This window comes from Nocardia sp. NPDC050175, from assembly GCF_044459885.1.
GTDB lineage: Bacteria > Actinomycetota > Actinomycetes > Mycobacteriales > Mycobacteriaceae > Nocardia.
The window spans coordinates 116,065-132,161 of sequence record NZ_JBITJI010000006.1; the positions used below are offsets into that span (position 1 = coordinate 116,065).

The window sequence follows — 16,097 nt, forward strand, 5'->3', positions numbered from 1 at the left end:
ACCCTGCACACAATCCACACTCTTATCACTCGATGGGGCGCAGACCGATCATGGTGTGAGCGGCGGCGTAGGTGTAGCGGCCGTTGTGGTGGGCGGTCAGTTGGCCGCTGCCGGTGATGGCGTCGGGGTTCTTGTCCACCGCGCGGAATGGGATGTCCCAAGTCATGGTGCCGGATTTCGGGTCGATGGCCCACAGTCCGGTGGAGTCGGATTGGATGACTACCTGTCCGTCCCATGCGTTGATCGTGCCGTAGCGTTCGGTCTGGATCTGCCACAGCCTACGGCCGGTTCGCATGTCCAGGCCGGTCATGGTGCGTGCGTCGCTATCTCGGAGTATCGCGGTGTCGCCGACGATCGCGGTGGCGGTGCCGATCGTCGCATTGCCGTTGTCGCTGTTCGTGTTGCTGAGCTTGGTGATGAGATCGGGGCTGGTCCAGACGAGGTTTCCGGTGCGGCGGTCGTGCGCGCCGTCGGCGAGCAGGACGGGAATGGTGTCGTCGGTGGGCTGGTCGAGCGAAAGGTAGTGGGCGGCTTCGTTATTGCTGCTGGCGAGGACCTGCCCGGTGCGGTCGAGGACCGTACTGCCGGTGATGTGGTGCGCGGCGCAGTCGGAGTCGGTGCGCACGACCAACGCCGTGCTGGTCGCAGCGGTGCGGGAGCACCCACCCAGGTTCGAGGTCCAGGTGGGTTCGCCGGTGCCGAGGTCGAAACCGGCGACCTGGACGCCGAGAGTGAGCAGGCCCTGTCCGTGGGACACGTCCAGCACGTCAGGGTCGATGTCGTCCCAGCCGGTGCCCATGGCGAACGGGCGGGACCAGTTCGCATCGAGATCGGCGAGCGTGCCGGAATGCACACGCACATCGTCGGACTCGACATCACCTTCGGCGACGTACACGCGATCGGCTGTCGTCGCGAGCGCGAAAACATTCCAATCCGTGGGTGTTCGGGTGACCTTTCCGCTGGCGATGTCGTAGCCGATCACGGCGGCCGGTGCGGCGGACGGGCCGGTGAAGCAGACAAGACTGCCGTCGACCGGAGTGCGGCCACAACCAGCGAGGTCGGCGGCCGGGGTCTGCCAGCGCACCGCGCCGGTCGCGGCATCGATGCCGACCATCTTCGGATCCTGCAGGTGCATGCCACTATTCGAGGTAGCGAGCACGGTGACGAGGGTGTCGCCCGCGTCGAGGAATCCCGGGCTGCTCATATCGTATTCGGTTCCGCCCGTGGGATCACGGAACTCCGCCTTCGCGCCGCCGTGGGTGGCGGCGGCGTCGACCGACCACGCGAGACCAGGCGCCGACTCCGCGGTTCCGGTGATCTTCTTTGTGCTGTCGGCAGGCTGCATCAGGACGACAACGGCTCCGGCACTTGTTATTACGGCAGCTGTCGCGGCGATGATCAGACCACGCAAACCTGGAATTCGCGCCATCACCGCACCTCCAGACCCGGGTTCACGGCGATCGACTCCAGTTGCTCGAATGACAACGGGTCAGCGGGCCATTCGGCGGTGGAGCGCACTTCGACCCGGGTGCCCGACTTGCGGGTGGTCGTGACGGTGCGAATCGTCTCCGAAACAGGTTGTGCGTCAGGTTGATTCGGAGTCTTCATATTCCGCGACTCTCGGTTCTCGACGACTGTACCGTCCGGCAATTGCCGGGAGGTGGCGCGGTCACCACCGAACTCCGACGCCATGGCGGATTGCTCCGGCGGACGCTGTCCCACAGTGATTGCGATGCTCAGCCGCGACTGCCGCCCCGGCGTGATTATCCGAACGACCTGGCACATCCCGCTCGCCATGGTTGCCGGTCGTAGTTGCCCCAGCGGCCGATCGAGGGTGAGGCCGTCGAGCGGGATCTGCGCCAGCACGGCATTCAAGCGGTGCGCGGCGTCTTCGTCGATCTTGCCGGCGTCTTTGTCTTTCGTGCCGCCGATCTCCGGCCAGGTGCCGCAGGATTCGGGCACGTCCGGCGTACCCGATGGCACCGATGCGGTGACGCGGAGCCCCGGGGCGGTGGCGACGGCGGCGAGCTCGTCGACGGTCAGCGGCACCGTGCCGGAATGGCTGCTGCCATCGTTGCCGGCGTCGGTGGCATAGGTAGTGACGACCGTGCCGTCGGTCAGATACGCGTCAGCGGAGCGGGTGCGGGTGCGGACCTTGCCGACCTGGTACCAGGTGTCGTGCACATCGACCGTCGTGCCGTCGGCGAGGTGCCTGCGTTCGTCCAGATCGCCTGCGACACAGTGCGGCATGGGCGCTGCGGACTTCCGGACCGACACAATCAGGTCACCCGCTTTGCCGCCGCGGAGAAGTCCGCCGCTGGCCGTGGTCCAACCGCCGAAGTCGGGACGCTCACCGGACCCGGTGTCCGGATCGACGATGGGCCGGAAGAACAGCGACTGTTCGAGGGAGGCGAACGGGAAATCGACACCGTCCGGCAGCGCATCCTGCAGCGCCCGCGACATCGCGACCGCCTTCGGTCCGGAGAACCACGGATACGCGGGGTTGTCGTAGCCGAACTTGTCGATCGCAGCGTAGCCCGTCAACGTGCCGTCGCCCGGCGGATCGACCACATCGCAACCCGGAATATCCACCGGAAACACCACGGGCGGAGTGACATACGTGCGGTCCACCGCGGGCGCGGGCTTGGTCGTAGGCACCGGCGCGGTCGTCAACTCCGGCTCCGGCTTGTGCAACAACCCGCTGACGATCACGCCGCAGGCAACGATCGCCACGCAGGTCAACGCCACCGTCCACCCGGTCATCGTCCGCGACGGCTCCTTCGCCTCGCGATCCTCGCCGCTTTCCATCTGCTGCATCGCCCCTACCTGTTGATATCCACCAAACGCGGAACCCATCCAGACGCGCCCCAGCTGAGCCACTGGTCGTCGTGCAAGATAGCCCACCGGGCTGACATCCTTCCTGAGGACTACCTTCTGGCACGCGAACGACCACCGAATCAAGAGGAACGTGCAGGTCAGATGTTTGGCAGTGGCATTGGCAGATCAGCCGTCGAGGAAGCTCAGCAACTCCGCAGTCACAAACTGCGGGTTCTCCTCGACGAGCCAGTGGCCGGCATGCGGAACGTCCACAGCGCGAACGATGTTGATCATGCGAGGAGCTGCAGTGGATTTGATCGCGTCGAGTTGGCCCTGGGCGGTCATGAGCAAGGTGGGGACACTGGTCGGGGGTGCAGCCACGGTGTCTCGGACGTCCTTGTCGAGGGCGCGGTAGAGCTCGAAGCCGTCGGACAGCGTCTCGGGGCGGCTGTAAGTTCGTGCGTACTCGGTGATTTCGGCGTCGGTGAACGGGGATCGGTCCGAGGTACCACCGAAAGCTGTTCCGCCGAAGGAGACCTGGGGGTAGAACAGCGACAGGTATTCGCGGACGTCGTCACTGACTACGGCCTCGGGGACTCGGCGTTGCGAGTGGAATGCGATGTGCCAGCTCAGGGTTCGGTAGGTGGCGGCGTCGATCGCCGGGCCGGGTAGTGGCAGGTCCAGGTAGCCGAGCCGGGCGGTGTCCTCGGGGAATTGGGTGGCGTATTGGTACGCCACGGCGGCACCGAAGTCGTGGCCGATGACCCGCGCGTCCCGTATGCCGAGCTGATCGGCGATCAGGGTGTGCACGTATCGGGCCAGGGTGGCTTTGTCGTAGCCGGTCGGCGCACCGATGCTGTCGCCGAGACCGGGGAGGTCGATGGCGTAGACGGTGTGATGTTCGGCGAGAGCGGGCATGATCGGCCACCAGCCGAACCAGGTCTGCGGCCAGCCGTGGATCAATACCACCGGCGTTCCGGTGCCGCCGGTTACATAGTGCATGCGAACACCGCCGACATCGGCGAACTCGTGCCGGAAGGTCTTCTCGAACTGCGGGTCGTTCTGGGTAGCGACGGCGTAGGCGGGAACGTCGGCGGCCGATGTGGCGCAAGCCGCGGTACCGATGGCGAGCAGGAGTGCGAGCGCGATGGTCGCCACTGCCCGCGCGGATCGAAGGGAGCGGTGCGATGACGGCCGTTGTGCGGTGATCATGTAATCCTTTGCTGGAGAGAGTGTTCGGAGTTAGCGTCCGGTCGCGCCGTCGATGAGTTCGCGGAGGATGTCGGCGTGACCTGCGTGGCGGCCTGCCTCTTCGATCATCTGGACCAGCGCCCAGCGGACACTGGGAGCCGGGCTGTCCGGCCGCGGCCTCGGACGGTTGCGGCGAAAAGCGGTCGGCATGCGCCCAGCTTCGCCAGAACCACCTCGATTTGGCACGCAAACTTGCGGTTCCGGCAAGATGGTCTCGTGGACCGCGAGACCGAAGACGTACTCGACGTGGTCGGCCCGCGCCTGCGCGCGCTGCGCCGCGACCGCGGCATCACCCTGGCCGACCTCGCGGCGACGACCGGCGTATCGGAAAGCACCCTGTCCCGGCTGGAAAGCGGACAGCGGCGCGCGACCCTGGAGTTGCTGCTACCGCTGGCCCGCACCTACGACGTCCCGCTGGACGACCTCGTCGGCGCCCCACGCACCGGCGACCCCCGAATCCATCTGAAGCCGATCCACCGCCACGGCATGACCTTCATCCCGCTGTCCAGGCGACCGGGCGGCACCCAGGCGTTCAAGATGCTCATTCCCGCACAACCGAAACCGCTGGAGCCAACGCTGCAGACACACGAAGGTTTCGAGTGGCTGTACGTACTCAACGGTCGCCTGCGCCTCGTGGTCGGCGAGCGCGATCTGACCTTGCCGCCCGGTGAGGCAGCCGAGTTCGATACGTCCTTGCCGCACTGGCTCGGCAGCGCCGACGGCGGCGTGGTCGAGCTGCTCATCCTGTTCGGGCTGCAAGGAGTGCGTTCGCACGTGCGCCCCCCGGCCAAGTCCTGATCTGCCGATCGCGCGGCTTTCATTAGTTACGTTGACGTAGCTACGTCAACGTAACTAGCATGTGGCGGCAAGACACCGTCGGTAGAAAGTTCGCCCATGACTCCCCGATTCACGCTCGATCCGGTCGACGAAACGTTCTTTCGGACCGCTCCCCTGACGTGGCGTTTCGTGGTCGATCTCGCGGCCGGTCCCGACGACGTGTGGGCCGGTCTGACCGCGCGCCGACCGTTGTCGTGGTGCCGGATGCTCACCGACGTGCAATTCGCCGGTACCGGCCCCTACGACGAAACCTCCACTCGGATAGCCGAAGTCGGCAAGATCGTGACGCTGCACGAGCAGTTCTTCCGATGGAGCGACACCGACCGGCGCCACTCGTTCTACGTGACCGAGTCGAACCTACCGGTGTTCCGGTCCTTCGCCGAGGACTACCAGGTCGTGCCGACGTCGACCGGCAGTCGGCTGATCTGGACGTTCGCCATCGTGCCCCGTCGCGGCTTCGGGCCCGCGCTGCGACTCAACCGGGTGCTGTTCGCCTCGCTGGCGGCCGATACCCGACGGCACTTCGGCAAGCCACCCATCACCGCGTGACGAACAAGTCCGACTGATAGACAAAGGATCTCGATGGAAATCACGACGTCGCTGCACCGGCTGCGGCAGACCGACCCCGGCAAGGCGCACACCATCTTCGGCGACCGGGTGCGAACAGTGGCCGAATCCACCGATCGCATCGCCCGATTCGCGGGCGCGCTGCACGCCCTCGGGGTGGCCGCCGGCGATCGGGTCGGGATCATCGCGCTGAATTCCGACCGCTACCACGAGTACCTGCTCGCGGTCCCGTGGGCAGGCGCGGTGGTCAACCCTGTCAACATCCGCTGGAACCCGGCGGAGATCGTCTACTCGCTGCGCGAATCCGAGACCAGGGTGCTGCTCGTCGACGACGCGTTCGCGGCGATCCTGCCCGCCTTGCGGGCACGATGGAACGGCCTGACCCAGGTGATCTTCTGCGGTGACGGCGAATTGCCCGAGGACACAGTGAGTTACGAGCAACTCATCCTCGACACCGACCCGGTCGAGGATGCCCGGCGCGGCGGCAGCGACCTGTACGGCCTGTTCTACACCGGCGGCACGACGGGTCATCCGAAGGGCGTCATGCTCAGCCACGACAACATGATGGTGTCGGCGATGGGCGCGATGGCCACGATCGGCGGAAGCACTGATGGCGTCCGACTTCTGCACGCCGCCCCGATGTTTCACATCGCCGACATGGCCGCCTGGGGTATGGGGATGCTCAGCGGCGCGACCCACGTCATGGTGCCCGCGTTCACTCCGGCCGGCGTCCTCGACGCGATCGGCAGGCACGCCATCACCGACACCCTGCTGGTCCCGACCATGATCCAGATGCTGGTCGACGCACCGGCGGCGATCGACGCGGACCTGTCCTCGGTGCGGCGCGTGCTGTACGGCGCCTCCCCGATTTCCCAGGCGGTACTGGATCGGGCGCGAAAGGCGCTCCACGGGGCCGGATTCGTCCAGGTGTACGGAATGACGGAACTCGCGCCTATCGCGACCGTGTTGTCCCCGGCCGACCACGAGAACCCCGAGCTGCGGCGCGCGGCGGGACGTCCGGCGGCCCATGCGGAGATCCGGGTCGTCGATCCGGACGGCAACGAGGTGGCGCGCGGTGCGGTCGGCGAGGTAATCGTCCGCGGCGGAAATGTCATGCGGGGCTACTGGAATCGGCCGGCGGACACGGCCGAGGCGGTGCGCGACGGTTGGATGCACACCGGCGACGGCGGGTACATGGATGAGCGCGGCTATGTGTTCATCGTGGACCGCATCAAGGACATGATCGTCACCGGCGGCGAGAACGTCTACAGCGCCGAGGTCGAAAACGCCTTGGCCAAGCACCATTCCGTCGCCGCGTGCGCGGTGATCGGCATTCCGGACGAGAAGTGGGGCGAGCTGGTACACGCCGTCGTCGTTCTGCGCCCCGACCAGCAGGTGGCCCCGGACGAGCTCACCGCCTTCTGCCGCAACCACATCGCCAACTACAAGGTCCCGCGCAGCGTCGCGTTCGTCGATGAGCTCCCACTCTCCGGTGCCGGCAAGATCCTCAAGCGGGAGCTCCGAAACCTGCACTGGGACAACAGCAGCCGCCAGGTCTCCTGACCTCGACGCCGAGATTCGTCAGCCGAGCCGCTCGAGCCGTACCGGCAGGCCGTCGAGCGGCACCGGTACCGGCCCCGCATGCCAGTGCGGCGCGTACCCCGCGGGGACTGACCAGCGGTAGGTGCGCAGCATCTCGTGCAGCAGCGCTTTGACTTCCAGAATCCCGAAGAACATGCCGATGCACTTGTGCGCGCCACCACCGAACGGCATCCACGCGTAGCGATGCGACTTGTCTTCCCGGCGTTGCTCACTGAACCGTTCGGGATCGAAGGTGAACGGGTCGGTCCAGTATCGCGCGTCGAAGTGATTGGGCTGCGGGTTGATCGCGACCAGCGCGCCGGCGGGCAGGCTGTGTCCGAGAACTTCGGTGTCCTGCACCGTCATTCGCGCCAGCGACGGAATCGGGGCGACCAGCCGCAGCGCCTCCTTGATCACCAAATCCAACGTTTCGAGCCGGTCGAGTGCGTCGATGTCGGGTAGCTCGTCGCCGAGCAGTAGCGATTCCGCGCGCGCCCGCTCTTGCCATTCCGGATGTTCGGCCAGATAGAACGCGGCGGCGGTGCTTGCGATGGTCGAGGTGTCGTGCGCCGCCATCATCAGGAAGATCATATGGTTGATGACGTCGGTGTCGGTGAACCGCTCGCCGTCGTCGCCGACCGCGTGGCACAGGATCGAGCACAGGTCCGCACTGGCAACCGCGCGTTTCTCCGGAAGCATTGCGGCGAAATGCCTTTCGAGGATCTTGCGGCCGTTGATGCCCCTGGCCCATCGACCACCCGGCACCGGGAATCGCACGATGGCCGTGCCGCCACGTACCGCATCCACGAACGCGCGGTTGATCCGCGTCGCGTCGGCACCGGCAACTCTTCCGGTGAACGCGTTGTTCGCGACATCGAGTGTGAGATGTTTCAACGCCCAGTAGAGGCGAACGCTCGGCTTCGCGGACCACGCGGTGACGCCGTCACGCAGGGTCGGACCGAATTCCGCGACATAGCCTGCCAACCGGTCAGGGGTGAACGCCTGCTGCAAGATTCGGCGATGCAGGCGGTGCTCGCCGAAGTCCATCAGCATGATGCCACGCTCGAAGAACTTCTCCATGAAGAACTTCCAGCCTTCGGTCGAGAAGGCCTTGCCCTTGTTGACAAGCGCGGCCTGCGTGGCATCCGGGCCGGACAGGATGATGACCCGGCGACCGAAAATGCTCGTCCACGACACCGGCCCGTATTCGTCGTACTGGCGCAGCATCGCCGCGCGACCGAATCTCAGCATCTCGAGCGAATGGCCGAGCACGGGCATCCCCGCGTCACCGCGAATCGGCTCGAGACCGATCCCGTCAGGCACCGCGGCGAATTCCCGGACCGGCCAACGATGATGCAGCCATCGCTCGTCCACCGCCCGCGGCAGCGGGAACGCGGTGAACGGCACTACCCGCTCGCGGATGTCCTCGACGACCTTCTCCACCGTGCCGGTCATGGTTCCTCCTGCGCCCGCGGCCCCGCGAGATTCCCGGCGCCGATGCCTCATTCCAGTTTAGCTACGTAAGCGTAGTTACGAAGACGTACGGCAAGAATGGTCGATAACTTGCCGCGTCGCCAGCTATTGACGTGCACCGATATCATGATTGACAATCATCACTGTCATTTTGTGCGGGCTGTCGGCCCGCGGTCCGGCGAGGAGCACACGTGGGTAGCACCGTCGAGGTCGATCAGGAGCTGTGCCTTGGATCGGGCTATTGCGTGCATGCGGCACCCGAAGTGTTCGGGCTGCCCGATGATGTGGTCGAGCTGCGTACCGGCACCGGTGGTTCGGGGCCGGTCGAGGTGCCAGGCGAACTGGTCGAGGCGGTGCATTCCGCGGAATTGGCTTGTCCCGCAGCGGCGATCACGCTGCGCAACCGGGCGGGCTAGGCGGCAAACCGGCGTAATCGCCGGTACCGCAACCACTCACCGTGTCCGTGCGACCTGGCCGGTCTACGAAAGGGAACGAATCATGCACCAATACTTGGCAGGCACCTGGAGTCCGCCGCCGATCACCGAGGCCGGACCCGTCGCGGCGTGGCTGTTGCTCGGCGTGGCTATCGCCTCGGTGGTGGGCACGATCGGATCCGCGATTCTGCTGCGCAAGGATCGGGAAAACCTGCTGCTGTTGGGGCTGATCACGCTCGGCGCGCTGGTGGTGTTCTCGTTCTATGTCGAGCCGTGGCTCGATTTCATCGGCGCGACAACGTATATGACGAATGTCTTCGATCCGGTGGTGACCATCGTGGCTCGGCCGATTCCCTGGCATGTGGTGCTGACCTATACCGGCGGCATCGGAATCGCCACGCTCGGTGCGTATCTCATCATCATGAAGGGTCGCCCGGCGCGAGATCTGTTCCTTTGGGCCGCGCTGATCTCGGTGCCGGAATGCATCGGGGAGATGATCAGCTGCCACTACGGCGTGATGCTGTACTACGACAACAAGGCGTTGGTGTTCGGGATCCCGTTGCCGAGTCTGGTGCAGAACGGTGGCATGTTCGTGCTCATCGGCTGGGTGCTGGCCGCCTCGCTGCCGCATCTGCGCGGGTGGCGACGGCTGGTCGTTGTCCCGTTCATCGCGCCCGCTGTGTATTTGGCGTACACGCTCCTGTGCACCCTGCCCAGCTACTACGCGATTCACAACGACGCCTCCCCCGCTGTGTCCTGGTCGTTGGCCATCGTGTCCACAGTGCTGAATCTGGTTGCCGTGGTCTTCGCCGCATACTCGCCGACGGTGCAGCGGCTACGCGACAACGTTCAGCCCACGAGCTCCAGTCCCGAGGTCGCCGGCACGAAAGCCGAGGCGCGAGTATGACCGCCGCCGTGCCGAACAAGTTCGGGTACGCCCGCAATCCGGTTCGAGGAGTCCGCAAGACCGTGCTCGCCCGGCGCCAAGAACTGAGCCTGCCGCCGGGACCGAAGGGCCGGTTGATGACCGGGGTCCTGCGGGAGTTCCGTGCGGATCCGTTCGAGTACCTGCGCGGCTGCGTCGCGGAGTACGGCGATGTCGTGCACGTGCCGTTGCCGATCCACGACCTGGTCGTCGTGAACACCCCGGACCTGGTCAAATACATCATGGGCGATCCGACCCGGTACAGCATGGTCGGACCGTACGCGCCGATCGCGACCCGCATCATCGGCGGCACCATTCCCTTGCTGGAAGGCGACCAGCTGCGCGAGCGGCGCAAGCTGATGACGCCGATGTTCAAGCACAGCTCCCTGAACGTGCTGGCCGATGAGATCGTGGACGAGTTCGCGACGCGCATCGACAAGTGGGGTGACTGGGCCGATAGCGGCGAGGTGGTCGATCTACAGCATGAGATCGCGTGGCTGACGATGCCCGCGTTCATGCGGGCGATGTTCGGGTTCGTGCCTTCCGACGCGGAGATCGGGCAACTCGATCACGACCTGCGCATGTTGCTGTCGTCGTTCGCCGCGGCGATATTCCTCACTCCCCCACCGAAGTTCGTGCCGTTGCCCGGCCGCGACACCTTGCCGCAGGCGTGGCGGCGCATCACCACCTGGATCGAAACCAGGATCGCGCATCGCCGGGCCAACCCGATCGAGGGCACCGACATGCTGCAGGTGCTCATCGACGCGCGTGACGAGCACGGAAAGCCGCTCAGCCACCGGGATTTGGTCGCCGAGCTGGCCATCATGATCGCCGGCGGTTACGAGACGGTCGTCGCCTCGGTGTCCTGGACGCTCGCGCTGCTGCAGGACAGTCCCGACGATCGAGGCCGCTTGATCGCCGAAGTCGATGCGCTGGAAGGCAATCGGCCCACCTATGCCGACTTGAAACGGCTTACGTGGACCAAGGCGTGCTTCGACGAAGGCCAACGGCTGCAAGGACACCCGTTCCATCCGCGAATCGCCTTGCAGGACGACGTGATCGCCGGTCACTCGATTCCGAAGGGGACGCTGGTCGGGGTGTCGGTATACGCGCTGCACCGCGACGAACGGTGGTGGCCGCATCCAGACACCTTCGATCCCACCCGGTTCACCGATCGCGAGGTGATCGCCCAGCGGCCGGTGAACGCTTTCATTCCGTTCGGATCAGGTCCGCACCGGTGCATCGGTTCCCAATTGGGTTATATGAACGCCCAATTCATCCTCGCCCTGTTCCATCAGCGCTATCGGATGCACACCGAACCCGGCTGGACGCCGAAGCACGCGTCCACCTTCTCCACCACCATCGAAGGCGGCCTGCCGGTCCGGCTCGAACGGGTCAGCGCCGATTCTTCTGCCATGCCACGGTTTGGTCGATGAACGTCAGCAGATAGTCGACCATCTCCTCGGCCGATAGCTCCAACCGCTTGTCGATCCAGGCCATCAGCAGTTCGGCCGAGGCGCCGGAGATGGCGATCATGTTGATGTCGCCGACCACCGGCTCGACCGCGGCGGGGCCACCGCTCTGGTAGCGCGCGAGAAGTGGGCCTGCGATTTCGGCCAGGTCCACTTCTTGCGCGTCCGGGTTGTCGTCGAGCCACATCGTCATCAGCCAGGTGGTGGCGTAGAGCATCTGCTGACGCAGCATCGCCAGGGTGCCGCCGGCGCGCACGGTCTCCACGAACAGGATCCGCCCCACCCTGGGGTCCTCGTCCACGATCGCCACCAGTTCCTTGACCACCGTGCGCAACCGGTCCTGCCCGTCGTCGACGACGATGGCTTTGCCGAACAGCCGCATCGCGACCTGCATCGCGACCAGCTCGACCACCTCTTGCGCGAAAACGTCGAGGCTGGCAAAGCTTTGATAGAAGTAGCGTTCGGTGAGCTCGGCGCGGACGCAGACATCACGCACCTTGATATCGGTGATCCCGACCTCACCGATGACCGAGATGCCCGCCTCGATGAACACCTCGCGCCGGGCCCGGTGGCGGTCCTCCTTGCTCATGCCCGCGAAACGATGCGGGCGTCTGCTGCCTTGCTTGGGTTGCGCCGCCATGGGCCTGATTATCGTCTGGTCCCCGCGGCGTCCACCGGCACCGTCCGTAGGCCCGTGTGTCACGGCGACCTACTTCGGCCCCGCGACCCGCAGGGTGACCGAGCCGGGCACGGCGACCGCGGCCATCGCGGAGTCGAGCAGCCGGCTGACGTCGACCGAACCCATGGCCGCGGCGCCGGACTGGACGGCGGGTAGCAGCGGCGTGGACAGCTTGGCGACGTCGCCGCCCACCCGGTCCTCGAAACGCTGTAGTCCGGAGAAGAAGGCGAGTGGGCCGATCTCGACGACGCGGGGATAGTCGTTGCTGTGCATCATCTCGATCGAGGTTTCGGCCATGGCCGCGAAGCCGGTGCCCGCGTTGCGCAGCGGATCGCTGACCGCGGCGATCGCGGGCCCCGTGCCTGCGCTGCGGTCGAGCAGACTTTGACTGTCGGCGATGAGGTCACGGATCGGGCCGTAACTCATCAGCAGTGTGGTGGTGAGCAGGGTGCCGAATCGCGCGAGGTTGTTGGGCACCATCGCGTCGGCGGGCAGCGCGGACTGCAGTTCGCCGACCAACGCGTTGACCTTGTCGGGTGAGGTGTCGTTCAGCAGCCGGGTCAGCGCGGCCGACAGTTCGCCGAAGGTCGCGGGCGCGGTCGCCGTATCGGTCCGAATGTGTTGATGGTCAGCGATATACGGGCCGTGCTCGGTGTTCGGGGCGATCGCGAGATAGCTTTCGCCGAGCGCGGATAGGCTCTCGATGCGGAAGCTGCTGTCGAGCGGTATCCGGTACGCCGCACCGAATCTGAACTCGATGCCGACCTCGCGGGCCGAGGACTGGACCTGGGTCACCTCGCCGATCGGCACGCCACGCAGCAGCAGCTTAGAGCCGGGTAGCAGGCCATTGGCGTCGGCGACCGCGAGGGTGGCGTGGTGCTGATTCGACGGCGCGAACCAGTGCACGCCCTGACCGCCGATCGCGGTGACCGAACCGGCCAGCAAGGCCGCCAGCGCGACGATCGACAGGATGTTGGTGACTTTCATCGGATCGCTCCCAGCATGCGCAACAGGTTCTCGACCTCGGCGAGGTGTTCGGTGCCGTCGCCGGTGACCAGGGACGTGACGTCGACCCGGGGTTGTCGAGCGAACGGGAGCACGGTGGTGTGCAGAAAGCGTTGCAGCGCAGCGGCGGTCGAGGGCACGCCGGCACCGGTTTCGCCGACGCCCTCGGCAGTCGTCGCCAGTGCGTCGATCATCGGGACCAGCCAGAACCCGCCGGTGTAGACGCTGCCGACCGAGGGCAGCAGAATCCCGATGTGGCCGATCAGGATTCGCTGGTTTTCCCAGAATTTCATGGTCTCCGGGGCGAAGCTCTGGGTGAGGTCGGCGCTGCGGTCGTTGGCGACCTGGACGACGCCCGCAGCGTTGGCCAGTAGTCGGTCGATCTCGGCGGTGCTGGCGGCGAGGCTACGCAGGTCGATGGCGACGGTGGTGGCGACCTTGCGGGCATCGTCCGGTGTCTGCGGCAAGGCGGCGCCCACGGTGGTCATCGACGTCTGTAATTGTTGCAGCGATCCGGTACCGAGAAAGTTGGCGAGGACCGCGAGGGTGTCTTCCAAAGGTGCTGGTGCGGTGGTGTGGTCGAGGGTGATGCGGGCATTCGGTGCCAGTGCACCTGCGGTGGCGTCGGTCGGGCGGTCGATCTGCACGTAAGGGTCGCCGAGGACGGTGTCCTGCGTGATCGTGGCGCGACTGCCGACCGGGATGACGACGCCCGCGTCGACGTCGACCCGGACCGCGACCACCGCGCCGGCCAGTTCGACGCGGCGCACCGAACCGACGCGCGCGCCGTCGAAGGAGAGTTTCGCGCCCTCGGGAAGGTTGAGCGCACTGGCGAATTCGACGGTGATCGGGTAGCCACCGCCACGGCTCGGCAGCGGCAACTCGGCCGGGTTGTAGGAGCAGCCCGCCAGGACTACTGCCATCGTTGCGGCGGTTGTCATTGCGCGCCAGTGGTTTCGCGTCATCGAGGCAGGCCGCCGCGCAGGACCAGTTGCAGCAGTTCGACATCCGCGACGGCCGGTTGACCCGCGACCGTGTCGCAGCTGCCGGGGACCGCCGCGTTGAGCATGGCGCACAGCGCGCCGGGGTCAGGAGCGGCGATCTGGAATCTAGGCGGTACCACCGAGATTCCGTGGTCCGCCCCGGCCGTCAGTGCGCCCACGGACTGGGCGAGCACCGGCAAGGACGCCGCGAGCCGCTCGATGCTGTCTTCCTTGGTGGCCGCCAGATGCAAGGCGGTCGCGACCGCGTCGAGGCCGGGCCACAGGTAGGTGCCGAATCGCAGCTGGATGTCCAGGATGAGATTCATAGCGTTGGGCAGGTAGTGGAAGATCTGGGTGATGGCCGGGAAGACTACGGTCGCAGAGGATTCCAGGCCGTCGGGTGCGGTGCGCATCGCGCTGTCGATATCGCCCCACCGATCCTGAGCCGTCGCGACCAGTGGTTGAGCATCGGCGATCAGTTGGCCGAGGGTCGAGATCATCGCGTCTGGCTCGGCCACCGCGCGGGCGGCGGTCGTCAGCGCGGCTCCGGCGGCGGGCCCGTTGCCCGCCATTTCGGTGCCGACCGCGGTGAGTGCGCGGTCGACAGGATTGTCGGCACCGGAACGACCGAGTCCGTTGACGAGTGCGGTGGTTGCTGCGGTAATTTCGGAGATGCTCTTCGCGGTTGCCGTGTCGGACAGCGCGATGCACCGGCCGGGCTCCAGTCGCGGGCCTGCCGTGTAATTGCCGACCATCTCCAGTTCGCGGTCGGCGAGGATGGTCCGTGACCTCGTCACCGCCTTCACCGCCGCCGGAAGTTTCCGGTCGCCATCGATCGCGAACGTGACTCGCACGCTGGTGTTTTCGGGATCGATACGTGCCACGGTCCCGATCCGCACGCCCATCTGAGTGACGAAGTTGCCGGGATAGAGCCCGACCGCATCGGACATGATCGCGCAAAACCCTTGGGTCATCCGCGAATCGGTGCCCGTGGTCACCGTCGCCGCGACGGCGGTCACGGCGATCGCCGTGACAGTGAGCGCGAGCAGCCGGCGATGCCGTCGCCACATCAGCAGCTCCGCCCCGGGATCGGCACACACAGGTCGGTGGCCAGCACCTGGCCCGCGCCGACCAGCCGGACGCCGTCGGGACCCAGCAGGGTGCTCAGGTAGGTCATGAACTTCTCCAGATCACCGATCAAGGTCGGGACGTCGGTGCCGACGCCGCGCAGCGCCTCGTCCAATTGCGTTGCCGCGGCGAGTACTTCCTCGCGATGGTTCGCGTAGAAGGTGGTGACGGAATTGAGCGAGCCGAAGATCTGGGCCAGACCCCGATACGCCTGGGTGAACCCGACTTCGGTGTCCTGCAACACCTGCAGCACGATCGCCGCCTTGCGCAACATGTTGAACAGCTCGTCACGGTGCGCGTTGAACGTGCCCAGGTACTCCCGCGACACCGTCAGCGTCGACTCGACCTGCTGACGTTCGCGCTGCAGGACGCCGGACAACGCCTGCAGACTGTCGATGATCGACTTCACCGAACCCGGATTCTGTTCCAGACCGGTGGCGACCCGATCGAGACTGGCACCGATATCCGGCGCGTTCAGCGCGGCAACCTTCGCGGGCGCGTCACGGACCAGGTCGGGCAGGCTGTAGGGCGGGTGGACGCGCATGCGAGGAATGGTGCGGGAACCGAGCGGGGTGTCGCCCGCGGAGACGAGCGCGACGTAGTAGCCGCCGACCGCGGTGAGCATCCGGATATCGACGCTGGTGTCCGCGCCGAGGTAGATGTCGCGGCGAATCTTCACCTCGACGCGGACGTGGTCGGCTTGCAGCCGCACGTCGGCGACGGTGCCGACCGTCACCCCGGCGACGCGGACGTCCTCGCCGCCACGGACTGCGGCGGCATCGGTGATCTCGAACGCGACCGTCTGCCGCTGCGGCGGGTTCACATACAGCATGACTGCGGCGATCGCGACGATCAAGGCGGTCAGCAGGGCGAGTGCGCCGAGCAGCACCTGTCTGCCCTCGGCGCTCAAAGAACGCACGTAAGTCCTTACCCTGCTGGCGGTTT

The 16,097-nt window shown here is 66.2% G+C and carries 15 protein-coding genes and 1 pseudogene; 6 read left to right on the forward strand and 10 right to left on the reverse strand.

Translation table 11 applies throughout. The features are described 5' to 3' along the window. Window positions 1–25: 25 nt before the first annotated feature. The 4 genes and pseudogenes from ACIBK2_RS21470 to ACIBK2_RS21485 all read right to left on the reverse strand — a co-directional run. Window positions 26–1,429: a PQQ-binding-like beta-propeller repeat protein gene (locus tag ACIBK2_RS21470; protein WP_396969306.1), complete on the reverse strand. Its 1,404-nt coding sequence runs from the start codon at window positions 1,427–1,429 to the stop codon at window positions 26–28. Then, window positions 1,429–2,817, reverse strand: coding sequence for a hypothetical protein (locus ACIBK2_RS21475; protein WP_396969307.1), 1,389 nt, complete (start codon window positions 2,815–2,817; stop codon window positions 1,429–1,431). The genes ACIBK2_RS21470 and ACIBK2_RS21475 overlap by 1 nt, the downstream gene beginning before the upstream one ends. A 186-nt stretch (window positions 2,818–3,003) precedes the next feature. Then, window positions 3,004–4,029, reverse strand: coding sequence for an alpha/beta fold hydrolase (locus ACIBK2_RS21480; protein WP_396969308.1), 1,026 nt, complete (start codon window positions 4,027–4,029; stop codon window positions 3,004–3,006). 30 nt (window positions 4,030–4,059) lie between these two features. Then, a pseudogene (locus tag ACIBK2_RS21485) lies at window positions 4,060–4,191 on the reverse strand (DUF664 domain-containing protein); the annotation flags it as partial. A gap of 93 nt (window positions 4,192–4,284) precedes the next feature. Here ACIBK2_RS21485 and ACIBK2_RS21490 point away from each other — a divergent pair. From ACIBK2_RS21490 to ACIBK2_RS21500, 3 genes are all read left to right on the forward strand, one after another. After that, window positions 4,285–4,866 carry a helix-turn-helix domain-containing protein gene (locus ACIBK2_RS21490; protein WP_396969309.1) on the forward strand — a complete coding sequence of 194 codons (582 nt, stop codon included), beginning with the start codon at window positions 4,285–4,287 and terminating at the stop codon, window positions 4,864–4,866. Between the two features lie 96 nt (window positions 4,867–4,962). Next, window positions 4,963–5,454: an SRPBCC family protein gene (locus ACIBK2_RS21495; protein WP_396969310.1), complete on the forward strand. Its 492-nt coding sequence runs from the start codon at window positions 4,963–4,965 to the stop codon at window positions 5,452–5,454. A gap of 33 nt (window positions 5,455–5,487) precedes the next feature. Beyond that, a complete protein-coding gene (locus ACIBK2_RS21500; protein WP_396969311.1) occupies window positions 5,488–7,035 on the forward strand; it encodes a long-chain-fatty-acid--CoA ligase in 1,548 nt (515 codons plus the stop codon). An 18-nt stretch (window positions 7,036–7,053) separates the two neighbouring features. On the opposite strand, the gene ACIBK2_RS21505 is transcribed toward ACIBK2_RS21500, so the two are convergent. Continuing rightward, window positions 7,054–8,508: a cytochrome P450 gene (locus ACIBK2_RS21505; protein WP_396969312.1), complete on the reverse strand. Its 1,455-nt coding sequence runs from the start codon at window positions 8,506–8,508 to the stop codon at window positions 7,054–7,056. A 209-nt stretch (window positions 8,509–8,717) separates the two neighbouring features. On the opposite strand from ACIBK2_RS21505, the gene ACIBK2_RS21510 reads away from it, so the two are divergent. The 3 genes from ACIBK2_RS21510 (at window position 8,718) to ACIBK2_RS21520 (ending at window position 11,321) form a co-directional block, all read left to right on the forward strand. Further along, window positions 8,718–8,942 (forward strand): ferredoxin, encoded by a 225-nt coding sequence (locus tag ACIBK2_RS21510; protein WP_396969313.1) that lies wholly within the window; start codon window positions 8,718–8,720, stop codon window positions 8,940–8,942. A gap of 82 nt (window positions 8,943–9,024) precedes the next feature. Next, window positions 9,025–9,867, forward strand: a complete 843-nt coding sequence (locus ACIBK2_RS21515; RefSeq protein WP_396969314.1) for a hypothetical protein — start codon at window positions 9,025–9,027, stop codon at window positions 9,865–9,867. Further along, window positions 9,864–11,321, forward strand: a complete 1,458-nt coding sequence (locus ACIBK2_RS21520) for a cytochrome P450 (RefSeq protein ID WP_396969315.1) — start codon at window positions 9,864–9,866, stop codon at window positions 11,319–11,321. The genes ACIBK2_RS21515 and ACIBK2_RS21520 overlap by 4 nt, the downstream gene beginning before the upstream one ends. Here ACIBK2_RS21520 and ACIBK2_RS21525 read toward each other — a convergent pair. The 5 genes from ACIBK2_RS21525 to ACIBK2_RS21545 all read right to left on the reverse strand — a co-directional run bounded on the left by ACIBK2_RS21525 (window position 11,281) and on the right by ACIBK2_RS21545 (window position 16,071). Then, a complete protein-coding gene (locus ACIBK2_RS21525; RefSeq protein WP_396969316.1) occupies window positions 11,281–11,997 on the reverse strand; it encodes a TetR/AcrR family transcriptional regulator in 717 nt (238 codons plus the stop codon). The genes ACIBK2_RS21520 and ACIBK2_RS21525 overlap by 41 nt on opposite strands. A gap of 69 nt (window positions 11,998–12,066) precedes the next feature. Beyond that, window positions 12,067–13,023, reverse strand: coding sequence for an MlaD family protein (locus ACIBK2_RS21530; protein WP_396969317.1), 957 nt, complete (start codon window positions 13,021–13,023; stop codon window positions 12,067–12,069). After that, window positions 13,020–13,982: an MlaD family protein gene (locus ACIBK2_RS21535; protein WP_396969318.1), complete on the reverse strand. Its 963-nt coding sequence runs from the start codon at window positions 13,980–13,982 to the stop codon at window positions 13,020–13,022. The genes ACIBK2_RS21530 and ACIBK2_RS21535 overlap by 4 nt, the downstream gene beginning before the upstream one ends. Window positions 13,983–14,002: 20 nt before the next feature. Continuing rightward, window positions 14,003–15,094 carry an MlaD family protein gene (locus tag ACIBK2_RS21540; RefSeq protein ID WP_396969319.1) on the reverse strand — a complete coding sequence of 364 codons (1,092 nt, stop codon included), beginning with the start codon at window positions 15,092–15,094 and terminating at the stop codon, window positions 14,003–14,005. Beyond that, entirely contained in the window at window positions 15,094–16,071 is a 978-nt protein-coding gene (locus ACIBK2_RS21545; protein WP_396969320.1) for an MlaD family protein, read from the reverse strand. The genes ACIBK2_RS21540 and ACIBK2_RS21545 overlap by 1 nt, the downstream gene beginning before the upstream one ends. Window positions 16,072–16,097: the final 26 nt, after the last annotated feature.

Bases quoted from the DNA above. Each gene is read 5' to 3' on its own strand.
- ACIBK2_RS21535 (WP_396969318.1), bottom strand. From the start codon at position 13,982: ATGACAACCGCCGCAACGATGGCAGTAGTCCTGGCGGGCTGCTCCTAC.
- ACIBK2_RS21515 (WP_396969314.1), top strand. From the start codon at position 9,025: ATGCACCAATACTTGGCAGGCACCTGGAGTCCGCCGCCGATCACCGAG.
- ACIBK2_RS21530 (WP_396969317.1), bottom strand. From the start codon at position 13,023: ATGAAAGTCACCAACATCCTGTCGATCGTCGCGCTGGCGGCCTTGCTG.
- ACIBK2_RS21495 (WP_396969310.1), top strand. From the start codon at position 4,963: ATGACTCCCCGATTCACGCTCGATCCGGTCGACGAAACGTTCTTTCGG.
- ACIBK2_RS21470 (WP_396969306.1), bottom strand. From the start codon at position 1,429: ATGGCGCGAATTCCAGGTTTGCGTGGTCTGATCATCGCCGCGACAGCT.
- ACIBK2_RS21500 (WP_396969311.1), top strand. From the start codon at position 5,488: ATGGAAATCACGACGTCGCTGCACCGGCTGCGGCAGACCGACCCCGGC.
- ACIBK2_RS21475 (WP_396969307.1), bottom strand. From the start codon at position 2,817: ATGCAGCAGATGGAAAGCGGCGAGGATCGCGAGGCGAAGGAGCCGTCG.
- ACIBK2_RS21520 (WP_396969315.1), top strand. From the start codon at position 9,864: ATGACCGCCGCCGTGCCGAACAAGTTCGGGTACGCCCGCAATCCGGTT.
- ACIBK2_RS21480 (WP_396969308.1), bottom strand. From the start codon at position 4,029: ATGATCACCGCACAACGGCCGTCATCGCACCGCTCCCTTCGATCCGCG.
- ACIBK2_RS21540 (WP_396969319.1), bottom strand. From the start codon at position 15,094: ATGTGGCGACGGCATCGCCGGCTGCTCGCGCTCACTGTCACGGCGATC.
- ACIBK2_RS21505 (WP_396969312.1), bottom strand. From the start codon at position 8,508: ATGACCGGCACGGTGGAGAAGGTCGTCGAGGACATCCGCGAGCGGGTA.
- ACIBK2_RS21525 (WP_396969316.1), bottom strand. From the start codon at position 11,997: ATGGCGGCGCAACCCAAGCAAGGCAGCAGACGCCCGCATCGTTTCGCG.